The sequence below is a fragment of the Neisseria sp. 27098_8_158 genome, from assembly GCF_041433145.1.
Taxonomy (GTDB): domain Bacteria; phylum Pseudomonadota; class Gammaproteobacteria; order Burkholderiales; family Neisseriaceae; genus Neisseria; species Neisseria subflava_E.
In genome coordinates, this window is record NZ_JAPWAZ010000001.1 from 836,387 (window position 1) to 848,659 (window position 12,273).

Consider the following 12,273-nt stretch of genomic DNA (forward strand, 5'->3'; position numbering starts at 1 on the left):
CTAAATCGGTTGTTCGGGGAAAATCAAATTTCCCGCCATTATACGCAAATTGATGGAATTGGGGGGCGTTTCTCAACGTCGGATCTGACCGTTGCCGTTGATGTAGAACTTGGTCGAAGTCAGCGCTTCCAAACCCATCGGGCCGCGGGCGTGCATTTTTTGGGTGGAAATCCCGATTTCCGCGCCCAATCCGAACACAAAGCCATCGGTAAACCGAGTGGACGCATTGACATAAACCGCCGCCGCATCAATGCTTTCTTGGAAAAACTCGGCATGGGCAATGCTTTGGGTCACAATCGCTTCCGAGTGATGCGTCGTGTGGCCGTTAATCCAATCGACGGCTTCTTCCACTGTTTTCACTATTTTGACCGACATAATATAGTCAAGAAACTCGGTACTGTAATCTTCCTCGGTTGCCAAAACAGCATTTTTAAACATACGCAGTGCTTCCTGATCGGCTCTAAATTCGACCGGATGCACTTTGGCAACGGCTTCTTCCAGTTTGGGCAAAAACGCCTCCGCTATCTTTTCATGAACAACCAAAGATTCAGCGGCATTACACACGCTTGGGCGCTGCGTTTTGGCATTCACGACGATATCGACCGCCATCTCCAAATCGGCACTGTCATCTACATAAATATGGCAATTACCGACTCCGGTTTCAATGACGGGAACTTTCGATTTCTCTTTCACCGTCTGAATCAAGCGCGCGCCGCCGCGCGGAATCAGCACATCAATATAATCGACTGCCTGCATCAATTCCTCGGCAGCGGCATGACTGGTATCCTCAACCAGCTGCACCACATCGGCATCCATTCCCGCTTGTACCAAAGTCTGCCTGATGACGGCAATCAATGCGGTATTGGAATGGATGGCATCGCGACCGCCGCGCAAAATAATGGCATTGCCGGTTTTAAAGGCCAGAGAAAACGCATCGACCGAAACATTCGGGCGGCTTTCAAAAATCATGGCAACCACGCCCAAAGGCACACGTTTCTGAACAATCTTCAAACCGTCCAGATTAGTATAGCCGCGGACAACCTGCCCAATCGGGTCCTGCAAATCGGCAACCTGCTCAACGCCTTCCGCAATGCCTTTAATGCGTTCATGATTCAAGCGCAGCCTGTCGAGCATAATGTCCGAAATGCCGTTTTCTTTTGCAGCGGCCAAATCGCGGGTATTTTCCGCCAAAATCATCTCAGCCTGTTCAACCAAAGCCGCCGCAACCTGACGCAGCAGATTGTTTTTTTCCACGCTTCCCAAACTAATTAACGTTTTACTGGCTTTTTGGGCATTCTTGCCCAACTGTTCGATATAGCTCATCAAACCTCCCTATTTCTCTTGTGCAAACCACGTTCCGATAGGCGCGCCATCTAAAACCTGAAGAATATCGCGCGGATTGGCGCTGTTCATCAACACCATCTGCCCGTGATGTTCAAACATCATCTGCGCACTCTTTATCTTACTGAGCATGCCGCCCGTACCAAACTTACTGCCCGAGCCGCCGGCAGAAGCAATAATTTCTTCGGTAATATCGGTAACATGGCTGCGCAGCTTAGCATCGGCGTGAACAGCCGGATTTTTATCAAACAAACCGTTGATATCGGACAACATAATCAGCAAATCGGCTTTAACGATTTTCGCTACAACTGCCGACAAACGGTCGTTATCGCCAAACTTGGTCGCATGGTCCATCTCGTCCACGCTGACCGCGTCGTTCTCATTGACAATAGGGATGACGCCGATGGAAAGCAGGGATTCAAAAGCATTGGTAACGTTTGCCAAACTTTCCGGATATTCGACCACATCACGCGTCAGCAGGATTTGCGATACCGTCATCCGATAATGGGAAAAAATCTGCGAATAAAGGCTCATCATGGCCACTTGGCCGACGCTGGAAACAGCCTGCTGCTGCGCCATTTCCGCCGGACGTTTTTCCATATTGAGGACATTCAGCCCAAAGCCCATCGCGCCGGAAGACACCAGCACAATTTCTTTGCCCTTACTAACTAAGCTGGAAATGACAAAGGCCAGTTGGTCGATTTTTACCAAATTAATTTTGCCGTTTGGCAACACCAAAGAACTGGTTCCAATCTTAATGACAATGCGTTTTACTGCTTCAAAATCTCGTTTCATTATTCTCCTCTGCTTTCTATTTTTATGATTGCACGCGGCATTATTTCAGCCAAGCTAATCCACATCATAACTGCGAAGCAATAGAAAATACAGACAAAATTAAAAATGCTTCCTTTAAAAGCCGTATTTTCAGCTCTTATCCGAATCCGTTAACAATAAAACAAAAGGCCGTCTGAAACCCTATTTCAGGTTTCAGACGGCCTTTTACCGATTGTTGAGAACATGGCCTGCCACGATAAATACAGACTGTTCCCTATAAACGCTTATTGGTGTTCAGAAATAATTTTCAGCATTTGCGCCAATACTTTAGGATTGGCCGCAACGATGTCGCCGCTTTCCAACCAGCCCTCATTACCGGACATATCGGTAACGATACCGCCTGCTTCTTGGACAATCAATGCACCGGCGGCAATATCCCAAGGTTTGAGGTTGAACTCGAAGAAACCGTCCAAACGGCCGGCCGCAACGGCACACAAATCCAAAGAAGCCGCGCCTTCACGACGGCCACCGGCGGTTTTGGCCAAGAAATCTTTCAAAATCGCCAGATACTTGTCCATCATGCTTTGATCGACAACAGGGAAGCCGGTACCGATCAGGCAGCGGTTCAATTCGATGCGGTTGGAAACGCGGATGCGGCGGTCGTTGAGCAACGCGCCTTTGCCGCGGGATGCCATGTACACGTCGTTGCGCTCAGGTGCGTACACCAAAGCTTCTTGCAACACGCCTTTGTGCAGGAGTGCCATAGAGATAGCGTATTGAGGATGGCCGTGGAGAAAGTTGGTTGTGCCGTCGAGCGGGTCGATAATCCATTCGTACTCGGCGGTGGCTTTACCGTGGGAGCCGCCTTCTTCGCAAGTGATTTTGTGATGCGGATAGGCTTCTTTGAGCGCTTCCACCAAAATCATTTCGGAGCTGCGGTCAACATCGGAAACGAAGTCGTTGAATGCTTTACTGTCTACTTTGACGGCATCCAGATTGCCGGCGGCGCGAATCATCATTTGCCCTGCTTTACGGGCGGCTTTGAAAGCGGTATTTAAAAACGGATTCATGGTTTTCTTCCTAATTCAGGTAAAATACGCCCTAATGCGCTGAACATGGCACACAAGAGGCTGTTAATCGTTTCCGATGCTGTTAAAGAACATTTCAGACGGCATGGAAAAAGGCCGTCTGAAAACAAAAAGATGGCGCATTATACCTGATTCCCGTACAAACAGAAAACAAAACATGACTTCCGAAAAACCCGCCCTGCCCGCTTATCTGGACAACATCCGCATCATCCTCACGCGCACCAGCCATCCTGCCAATATCGGCTCCGCCGCGCGCGCCATGAAAACAATGGGCCTGCACAAATTGACCATCGTCGCCCCCAATCTGATGGCAACGCCGATGACGGAAAATCCGCCCGTGTTCGATCCGGAGCATCCGCAATCGTTTACATTACCGGAAGAAAGTTTCATCCTCGCTTCCGGCGCGGCAGACGTTTTGGAAAATGCCACCATTGCCGCCTCTTTGGACGAAGCCCTTGCCGACACCACCATCGCCTGCGCCCTGACCAGCCGCCGCCGCGAAATTACTGCGCCGTTGCAAACGCCGCGCGATTTGGTGCCCGAATTACTGCAGGCCGCCAACCGCGGCGAGAAAGTGGCGCTGGTCTTCGGCAACGAGACTTTCGGCTTGAGCATCGAAGAAGTCCAAGCCTGCAACCGACTGATGACCATCAACGGCAATCCCGACTATTTCTCGCTCAACCTCGCCCAAGCCGTGCAGGTCGTGTGCTACGAAATCTTCAGCCAAACCGATTTGCCCATGACCCACCTGCAACAAGAAGACCACGCCGCGACCCACGAGCAAATCAAAGGCATGGTCGCCCACATGGAAAGCGTGATGAACGACATCGGCTTTTTCAACCGCCGCAACGGCGAGCGCCTGATGCGCCGTATGCAGAGCCTGTTCGGACGCGCCAACACGCAAACCGAAGACATCGACATCCTGCGCGGTTTTTTCAATACCGTCAGCCACCGTATCCATAAAAAAGACTAATTAAGGCCGTCTGAAAACGTTTCCAGCTTTTCAGACGGCATGACTGATATTCGGATAAGCATGAATTACGCCCTAGACGCATTATGGTGGAAACTCACCAGCCAACCTGTCCGCGACCTCGCCTCGCTGCTGACTGCGCCGCCTTTGTGGCAAAGCGGTTGCGAATTGAGCGTGCGCGAACTATTGGGGGAACACGGTTTCCGCTACCTGTTGGCATTGGACGCCGATCCCGCTCCGCTGACGGATTACCTTGCCCAACGCGCCCCGTTCGGCCACCGTCTCGGCATTTATGCCGAAGAGCTGCTGGTTTTCTGGTTTACCAACGCGCCGCACGCCAAACTGCATGCATACAATCTGCCCGTTTTTTCAGACGGCCAAACTTTAGGCGCCGCTGATTTTGTCGTTTCCCTCAACCAACAGCCCTACCATATCGAGCTGGCGTGTAAATACTACGGCGGAGACCAAGTGCAGAACCTGCGCGGCCTCAATCCTAAAGATACGCTGACGGACAAAGCCGCCAAACTGGTGCAGCAATCCCAGCTGCTGCATACGCCGCAAGGCAAAGCGACCTTAGCCACACAAGGCCTGCCGGAAAATCCGCTCCCTGCTTCCATCGTGCGTGGCATCGGCTTTTTTCCACAAGGTTTCCATGCTTTTGAGCCGCCGCTTAATCCATACGGCTGGCGCGGCATCTATATTCAAGATTGGGCGGAATACGGGGTTGAACGCCAAGAAGTCCGCTACCATCTGCTCGACCGCATGGCCTATCTTGCACCTGCGCGTGTTGCCGAAACCGAAACATTAAACGAAACTGAAATCCGCCGTATCGACCAAGGCTTGATTGCCGTTTTGGAATTACGGCCGGACGGCTTTTGGCATGAAATCGAACGCATCATGAAGGCCGTCTGAAACCATTTACTAACTTTAAGAGAAACCCATTACATTATGAACGCCGCACAACTCGACCATACCGCCAAAGTTTTGGCTGAAATGCTGACTTTCAAACAGCCTTCCGATGCCGTCCTCTCCGCCTATTTCCGCGAACACAAAAAGCTCGGCCGCCAAGACCGCCACGAAATCGCCGAAACCGCCTTTGCTGCGTTGCGCCACTATCAAAAAATCAGTACCGCCCTGCGCCGTCCGCACGCGCAGCCGCGCAAAGCCGCTCTCGCCGCACTGGTTCTCGGCAGAAGCACCAACATCAGCCAAATCAAAGACCTGCTTGATGAAGAAGAAACAGAGTTTCTCGGCAATTTGAAAGCCCGTAAAACCGAGTTTTCAGACGGTCTGAATACCGCCGCAGAATTGCCGCAATGGCTGGTGGAACAACTGCAACAGCATTGGAGCGAAGAAGAAATCCTCGCCTTCGGCCGCAGCATCAACCAACCTGCCCCGCTCGACATCCGCGTCAATACCTTGAAAGGCAAACGAGATAAAGTGTTGCCATTATTACAAGCCGAAAGTGCCGATGCAGAGGTAACGCCTTATTCGCCTTGGGGCATCCGCCTGAAAAACAAAATCGCGCTTAACAAACACGAACTGTTTTTGGACGGCACGCTGGAAGTCCAAGACGAAGGCAGCCAGCTGCTTGCCTTATTGGTGGGTGCAAAACGCGGCGAAATCATTGTCGATTTCTGTGCCGGTGCCGGCGGTAAAACCTTGGCTGTCGGCGCGCAAATGGCCAACAAAGGCAGAATCTACGCCTTCGACATCGCCGAAAAACGCCTTGCCAACCTCAAACCGCGCATGACCCGCGCCGGACTGACCAATATCCACCCCGAACGCATCAGCAGCGAACACGATACCCGTATCGCCCGACTGGCAGGCAAAGCCGACCGTGTGTTGGTGGATGCGCCCTGCTCCGGTTTGGGTACTTTACGCCGCAATCCCGACCTAAAATACCGCCAATCCGCCGAGACCGTGGCCAACCTTTTGGAACAGCAACACAGCATCCTCGATGCCGCCTCCAAACTGGTGAAACCGCAAGGCCGCTTGGTGTACGCCACCTGCAGCGTGTTGCCGGAAGAAAACGAGCTGCAAGTCGAACGTTTCCTATCCGAACATCCCGAATTTGAACTCGTCAACTGCGCCGAACTGCTGCAAAGCCTGAAGGTTGATTTGGATACCGGAAAATACCTGCGCCTCAACTCCGAAGAACACCAAACCGACGGCTTCTTTGCCGCTGTATTGCAACGTAAGGATTAAGGTTGAAAAAGGCCGTCTGAAATCCTTTCAGACGGCCTTTTTCATAGATTTTTTTCATTAAAATCATTAGATACGATAGTCGCGCTCTGCAATAATATACTTTAAGGCATGTATCTCGACCTTTCATCAGAATATTGTGAAAAGGTGGAAAAAATGCTTTATGCTTTGTAAATGTATGTGTTCTCGTTCAAAATTCGCCCGGTCATGCCTCAGGCGATACCCGATACAGACAACGATAATATATAAATCATTTGGTTAAAAATCATGTCGCATATTTATTCTTCCCCCACAAAGCCCCGTTTATTGTCATCGGCCGTTGCCGTCGCCTGCTGTCTGCTGCCGTTTCAGACGGCCTCTGCATACAGCCTGCAAGACATCCTCAGGGACGCTTTAATCAGCGACCCGATTGTGCGTGAAGCCAAAGCCACTCAAGAAGCAGCACAAAGCACGACCAAAGCCACGCGCGCACGCCATTATCCTGTCGTTACCCTGACCGGCACGAAAGTGCTGGCGCAACACAATAAATACAACAGCAACGACATGGATGACGGTATCGGCGTGCGCGGCAGCGTGAACATCTACTCATGGGGTGCGATTGAAGCCGCCGTCCGCCGCGACCGCAGCCGCGAAGAATACTATCAACACAAATACACCGAAAGCCAAGAGCAGCTGGGCAGCGATATCGGCCGCCTCTATCTGAGCGCATTGCGTGCAAAAGAAACCCTGATCCTCAACGAGCAGACTTTAGCGCGCCACAACAACCTCTTAAAAGACTTGGAAACCATCGTCAAATATGATGCCGGCCGCCGTTCCGAGCTGATTGAAGCGCGCGCACGCCAACTACAAGTGGCAAACATCATTGCCCAACAACGCCGCACCATGGATTTGGCACTGAGCCGCCTGTCCCGCTATACCTCGCGCCAGCTGACTGCCAACGATTTGGAAGATCCGTTTAAAAACGACACGGCAAAATCCATCAGCGAACGCTTCAACAACCCCAACCGCAACAACAATCCGTCCTATCAGGCGCAATTAGCCGAGCGCGACAGCGTCCGTGCCGATTTGGACGCCTCCAAAGCCGAACGCCTGCCCGCCCTCAATTTGGAAGGCAGTGCAACGCGCAACACCAGACAGCTTTATTTAAACGTTGCATGGAATGTGCTGGATATTGCCGCACGACACAATGTGGAACGCAATGCCAAATCATTGATTGCCGCAGAGGCCAAGTCCGAACAAATCCTGCGCGACATGAACGAACGCGTTCAAACTTCCGCCATCGATATGCAAGAAAGCGAACAGCGTACCGCGCTGACGGCGCAACACATCGCCGCCCAAAAAGAAGTCATCAAAGTGTACGAATTGCAGTTTAAAATCGCCCGACGTACGCTGACCGACGTTTTGAGCGCATACAGCGAGTTATCCTCTATCGAACAGGATTACGTTGCCGCCCGCAACGATTTCCGCGATGCGGCGCTCGACTATTTAAATACCCAGGCCAAAATCTCCGCTTGGGTCGGTTTGGCACAAAAATAAAGCCATATCCGCCGGTTAAACCAAAAACATTACGCGAAAAAATATGAAAGCCATCATTGAACACATCGTTTTAGTGACCCGCCTTTTGGGTGCGCCCGTATCCGAAGCCGCTTTGTCCGCCGAAGTCGTGCGCGACAAAAAGCTCAAGGTCAACTATCACTCACTTGTCGAAGTCCTGCGCAGCCACGGCTTTGAAAACACCTTATCCAAACGCAATCTGGAAGACATTCCCTCGCTCGCCGTGCCGGTCATGATTATCCTGCACAACGAAGAAGCAGCGGTCATCACCCAAATCGAAGGCTCCGGCCAAGAGCGCAAATACCATATCCGCCAAGTCGACGGTTTGGAACAGGAACTCAGCCATGAGCAGCTCTCCGGCCTGTATTTGGGCTACTGCTGGTTTATCAAACCCAAAATGGCTACCGATATGCGCTCGGAGCTGCCTGAATACCATTTGCCCAAAGCATGGTTTTGGAAAGTTATTTGGCGTTTCCGCAGCTACTACTACCAAGTCATCTTGGCCACCATCATCATCAACTTCCTTGCGCTCGTCAGCTCCCTGTATGTGATGAACGTGTACGACCGCGTGATTCCCAACCAAGCCTATGAAACCTTGTGGGTATTGAGCATCGGCGTAGTCTTGGCGATTCTGTTTGAGTTTGCCGCCAAGATGATTCGCGGTCATTTGACCGATATTGCCGGTAAAAAGGCCGACCTGATCATCAGCTCCGCCCTGTTCCGCCGCGTGATGGCATTACGTTTGGCAGACCGTCCTGCATCTTCCGGTTCATACGCCAGCAACCTGCGCGAATTTGAAGCCGTGCGCGAGTTTATGACCAGTGCCAGCTTGTTGACTATTGTCGACTTGCCTTTCCTGTTGCTGTTTATCTTCGTGATTTCCATGGTCGGCGGCAAACTGGCACTCGTTCCCCTAACCATCATTCCAATTGTCGTGATTGTCGGTTTTGTCGTACAACGCCCACTCTCTCGCCACATCAACGAATCAATGAAAGAAGGTTCGCAACGCTCCGGCCTTGCCGTTGAAGCCATCGAAGGCATCGAAACCCTGAAAACCAACAACGCCACATCTTGGGCGCAACAACGTTGGGACGAATACACCGCCAAAACTTCCGCTTCTTCCATCAAAGTCAAAGACACCAGCAACTTCATGGTCAACTTCGCCGTTGCCATGCAGCAGCTCAATACCGTCTTTTTGGTCGTCGTCGGTACCTATCTGATTCATGCCGACAACCATGCGGAACGCATCACCATGGGTGCATTGATTGCCTCCGTAATTCTGTCCGGTCGCGCCTTGGCGCCATTGGCACAAATCGCCGGTTTGGCTACCCGCTTCCAACAGGCCAAACTTGCCCTCAAAGGCGTAAACGACATCGTTACCCGTCCTATCGAGCGCAATCCGGAACGCAAATACATTACTTTGGACAACGTTCAAGGCAATATTACCTTTGAAAACGTATCGTTCAAATATCAAGCCGACAACAACAGCGCCGTCGAAGATTTGCGCCTGACCATCAAACCGGGCGAAAAAGTCGGTATTTTGGGCCGTATCGGCAGCGGTAAAAGCACCATGCTCAAACTGGCCAGCGGTCTGTACGACACTGAAAAAGGCAACGTTACCCTTGACGGCGTCGATATGCGCCAACTTGACCCCAACTTCCTGCGCGATCAAGTCCTGCTGTTGAGCCAATCGCCACGCCTGTTCCTCGGCACATTGCGTGAAAACATGGACTTGGCGCGTACCGGCAGCTACTCTACCGACCAAGACTTACTGACCGCGCTCAACCGCTTCGGCCTCGACAAAATCATCCGCAACCATCCGCGCGGTTTGGATATGCCTTTGGGTGAAGACGGTTTGGGCTTATCCGGCGGTCAAAAACAAATCATTGCCCTAGCGCGTATGACCTTGCGTAACCCGAAAGTCGTCTTGCTGGACGAGCCGACCACCAGCTTGGACCAGGCTACCGAACGCATGGCGCTCAATGCCATCGCCCAATGGGGTCGCAACCGCACCATGCTTTTGGTGACCCACCGTCCGCAAGTGCTGCAAATCGTCAACCGCATCATTGTGATGGACAATGGTAAAGTCGTGATGGACGGCCCGCGTGACCTGGTATTGCAAAAACTCATGCAAAACGAACAGGCCAAAGCAGCCAACGTCAAACAACAACAAGCTGCTGCAGTCAAACAGCAGCAACAACAAGCTGCCACAGCCCCTCAATCGGCAGCACAATAAAGCAAAAGGCCGTCGTCTGAAACCTACTTACCCTTTCAGACGGCCTGCCCTAATGGTTAAAATCCACCAAACACAATAAAGATACACGATTATGAGCCGCGAAAACAACGTCAAATCCAAAGACCTACACCTCATCAACGACCTCAATGCCGCCCTTCAAAAAGAAAAACACAGCGGTCAATTTTGGGTCATCATCCTTTTCTTCATTTTCCTGGTTGTCTTCGTTATTTGGGCCTACAACAGCCCGGTCGAAGAAGTGACCCGCGGCAACGGCAATATCATTCCCAGCAGCCGTGAGCAAGTGATTCAAAGCCTTGACCCCGGCATCGTAACCGAAATCATGGTTAAAGAAGGCGATATGGTCGAGAAAGATCAGATTCTGATGAAACTCGACGACACGCGCAGCTCCGCCGTTTTGCGTGAAAGCGAAGCCAAAGTCGAAAACCTCGAAGCTACTGTTGCCCGCCTTAAAGCAGAAGCCTACGGTACCAAGCTCTCCTTCCCTGACAGCGTGGGTCCCGAGCTTCGCCGTCGCGAAATCGCCGCCTACAAAGCACGCCGTCAAGCCATGACCGACGCCGTCAGCGGCCTCTCCCAAAGCAAGGCCGCGCTTGACCGCGAAATCGCCATTACTGCCCCCATGGTTGCCGAAGGCGTGGTTTCCGAAGTCGAACTCTTAAGAATGCGCCGCGATTCCGCAGACTTAGCCACCCAAATCTCCGAACGCCGCAACCGCTACAAAGCCGATGCCAACAACGAACTCTTGCAAGCCGAATCCGAGCTGGCGCAATCCAAAGAAAACGTTGCCATGCGTGCCGACCCGGTTGAACGCTCGCAAATCCGCGCGCCTATGCGCGGCATCGTCAAAGGCATAAAAGTCACCACCATCGGCGGCGTTGTGAACGCAGGTGAAGACATCATGCAAATCGTCCCGGTTGACGACAAACTGCTGGTCGAAGCCTATATCCGTCCGCAAGACATCGCCTTTATCCGCGCAGGCCAACCTGCATTGGTTAAAGTCAGTGCCTACGACTACTCCATCTACGGCGGTTTGGAAGGCAAAGTTACCCTCGTCGGCGCCGATACCGTCAGCAACTCCATGCAAAACCGCGCCAATGACTTGAAACTCGACCCGAACCAAGTCTATTACCGCGTTCTCGTCCAAACCGAAAACAACTCACTGAAAGACAAAAACGGCAAACCTATGCCGATTATTCCGGGCATGGTTGCAACGGTGGACATCAAAACCGGTGAAAAAACCATCTTCCAATACCTGATCAAACCGATTACGCGTATGAAACAAGCGTTGAGCGAACGCTAATCGATAAAACGATAAAAGGCCGTCTGAAAGTTTTCAGACGGCCTTTAGTTTATGTTTTAAATGCCTACTTACTCCGGCAGATAAATTATTTCTCCTTAAAAATAGCTCCGACAAACGTCCTTTTCGGATTGCCGCGCTCAACTTGATAGAGTTGCGCGTGCTGCTCCTGCGCAAAACTTCCTGCCTGTCCGGCATGATGCTCCGCCAGCTTTTGCGCCAAGAGCATTACCGCCAATTTTTTATTGGCGTGCTGGCTGCGTTCGCTCTCGACGTATTCAACGAAATTTGGCAATCTTCGGCAGGTCGGACCAGATAGCTGTAATCGCCGCGCGAGCCGGGTATCATGATCAAGCCTTTATCGGTGGGCGTTGCGCCTTTTCGGTGCAGCCAACCGGTTGTGCCGTTAATCTCGGTTTGTTCCAAAAAATTATGATGGACATCAAGCAGGCATGTTCCTTTTTATGAAAAAACTGTGAATTTAAATATTTATTTATATGAATTAGTACTTTTTTTATATTTTAACATCGTCGTATTCAGTACTTTTTTCGAATAAAGCAACAACATACGGACACGTTGGGTGAATTTTTAAGTTTTCACCTCTTGCGAAGTCTGCTAATTTGTCCACTAATTGGCGTCCTACTCCTTGTCCGCGTATGCTTGAATCTACAAATGTATGATTCGCTTCAATCACTCCTTCTCCTTTAGAAGCGTATGTGATTTCCGCATCCATTTCTCCAGCTACATTATAATGTCTAAACGCTTTTCCTTCATGAATAAATTCCAT

At 51.3% G+C, this 12,273-nt stretch carries 12 protein-coding genes; 6 read left to right on the forward strand and 6 right to left on the reverse strand.

What is annotated here, in order from left to right; translation table 11 throughout:
• Positions 1-72 precede the first annotated feature (72 nt).
• From O3681_RS04100 to O3681_RS04110, 3 genes are all read right to left on the reverse strand, one after another.
• Positions 73-1,323, reverse strand: coding sequence for a glutamate-5-semialdehyde dehydrogenase (locus O3681_RS04100; protein ID WP_371459344.1), 1,251 nt, complete (start codon positions 1,321-1,323; stop codon positions 73-75).
• A 9-nt stretch (positions 1,324-1,332) separates the two neighbouring features.
• The gene (proB, locus tag O3681_RS04105) at positions 1,333-2,136 is read right to left on the reverse strand and encodes a glutamate 5-kinase (RefSeq protein WP_371459345.1); all 804 of its coding nucleotides are present in this window, start codon (positions 2,134-2,136) and stop codon (positions 1,333-1,335) included.
• A 263-nt stretch (positions 2,137-2,399) separates the two neighbouring features.
• Positions 2,400-3,185 carry an inositol monophosphatase family protein gene (locus O3681_RS04110; RefSeq protein ID WP_070461469.1) on the reverse strand — a complete coding sequence of 262 codons (786 nt, stop codon included), beginning with the start codon at positions 3,183-3,185 and terminating at the stop codon, positions 2,400-2,402.
• Positions 3,186-3,360: 175 nt separating this feature from the next.
• On the opposite strand from O3681_RS04110, the gene O3681_RS04115 reads away from it, so the two are divergent.
• From O3681_RS04115 to O3681_RS04140, 6 genes are all read left to right on the forward strand, one after another.
• The gene (locus O3681_RS04115) at positions 3,361-4,176 is read left to right on the forward strand and encodes an RNA methyltransferase (RefSeq protein WP_371459346.1); all 816 of its coding nucleotides are present in this window, start codon (positions 3,361-3,363) and stop codon (positions 4,174-4,176) included.
• Between the two features lie 39 nt (positions 4,177-4,215).
• On the forward strand, positions 4,216-5,085 hold the full coding sequence (locus tag O3681_RS04120) for a DUF1853 family protein (RefSeq protein ID WP_371459347.1): 870 nt from the start codon (positions 4,216-4,218) through the stop codon (positions 5,083-5,085).
• Between the two features lie 36 nt (positions 5,086-5,121).
• Positions 5,122-6,381, forward strand: a complete 1,260-nt coding sequence (locus O3681_RS04125) for an RsmB/NOP family class I SAM-dependent RNA methyltransferase (protein WP_371459348.1) — start codon at positions 5,122-5,124, stop codon at positions 6,379-6,381.
• 264 nt (positions 6,382-6,645) lie between these two features.
• A complete protein-coding gene (locus tag O3681_RS04130; protein WP_371459349.1) occupies positions 6,646-7,914 on the forward strand; it encodes a TolC family protein in 1,269 nt (422 codons plus the stop codon).
• A 43-nt stretch (positions 7,915-7,957) separates the two neighbouring features.
• Entirely contained in the window at positions 7,958-10,168 is a 2,211-nt protein-coding gene (locus tag O3681_RS04135) for a type I secretion system permease/ATPase (protein ID WP_371459350.1), read from the forward strand.
• A 91-nt stretch (positions 10,169-10,259) separates the two neighbouring features.
• Positions 10,260-11,489 (forward strand): HlyD family type I secretion periplasmic adaptor subunit, encoded by a 1,230-nt coding sequence (locus tag O3681_RS04140; RefSeq protein WP_101755394.1) that lies wholly within the window; start codon positions 10,260-10,262, stop codon positions 11,487-11,489.
• An 85-nt stretch (positions 11,490-11,574) separates the two neighbouring features.
• On the opposite strand, the gene O3681_RS04145 is transcribed toward O3681_RS04140, so the two are convergent.
• The 3 genes from O3681_RS04145 to O3681_RS04155 all read right to left on the reverse strand — a co-directional run bounded on the left by O3681_RS04145 (position 11,575) and on the right by O3681_RS04155 (position 12,273).
• On the reverse strand, positions 11,575-11,781 hold the full coding sequence (locus tag O3681_RS04145) for a hypothetical protein (protein ID WP_371459351.1): 207 nt from the start codon (positions 11,779-11,781) through the stop codon (positions 11,575-11,577).
• A complete protein-coding gene (locus tag O3681_RS04150) occupies positions 11,715-11,912 on the reverse strand; it encodes a hypothetical protein (RefSeq protein WP_371459352.1) in 198 nt (65 codons plus the stop codon). Before O3681_RS04150 ends, O3681_RS04145 begins: the two co-directional genes overlap by 67 nt.
• Positions 11,913-12,000: 88 nt before the next feature.
• On the reverse strand, positions 12,001-12,273 hold the full coding sequence (locus tag O3681_RS04155; RefSeq protein WP_371459353.1) for a GNAT family N-acetyltransferase: 273 nt from the start codon (positions 12,271-12,273) through the stop codon (positions 12,001-12,003).

What these genes read in the sequence shown, in the direction of transcription:
- O3681_RS04135 (WP_371459350.1), top strand. Translation starts at nt 7,958, where the DNA reads ATGAAAGCCATCATTGAACACATCGTTTTAGTGACCCGCCTTTTGGGT.
- O3681_RS04140 (WP_101755394.1), top strand. Translation starts at nt 10,260, where the DNA reads ATGAGCCGCGAAAACAACGTCAAATCCAAAGACCTACACCTCATCAAC.
- proB (WP_371459345.1), bottom strand. Translation starts at nt 2,136, where the DNA reads ATGAAACGAGATTTTGAAGCAGTAAAACGCATTGTCATTAAGATTGGA.
- O3681_RS04120 (WP_371459347.1), top strand. Translation starts at nt 4,216, where the DNA reads ATGACTGATATTCGGATAAGCATGAATTACGCCCTAGACGCATTATGG.
- O3681_RS04155 (WP_371459353.1), bottom strand. Translation starts at nt 12,273, where the DNA reads ATGGAATTTATTCATGAAGGAAAAGCGTTTAGACATTATAATGTAGCT.
- O3681_RS04115 (WP_371459346.1), top strand. Translation starts at nt 3,361, where the DNA reads ATGACTTCCGAAAAACCCGCCCTGCCCGCTTATCTGGACAACATCCGC.
- O3681_RS04125 (WP_371459348.1), top strand. Translation starts at nt 5,122, where the DNA reads ATGAACGCCGCACAACTCGACCATACCGCCAAAGTTTTGGCTGAAATG.
- O3681_RS04130 (WP_371459349.1), top strand. Translation starts at nt 6,646, where the DNA reads ATGTCGCATATTTATTCTTCCCCCACAAAGCCCCGTTTATTGTCATCG.
- O3681_RS04110 (WP_070461469.1), bottom strand. Translation starts at nt 3,185, where the DNA reads ATGAATCCGTTTTTAAATACCGCTTTCAAAGCCGCCCGTAAAGCAGGG.
- O3681_RS04100 (WP_371459344.1), bottom strand. Translation starts at nt 1,323, where the DNA reads ATGAGCTATATCGAACAGTTGGGCAAGAATGCCCAAAAAGCCAGTAAA.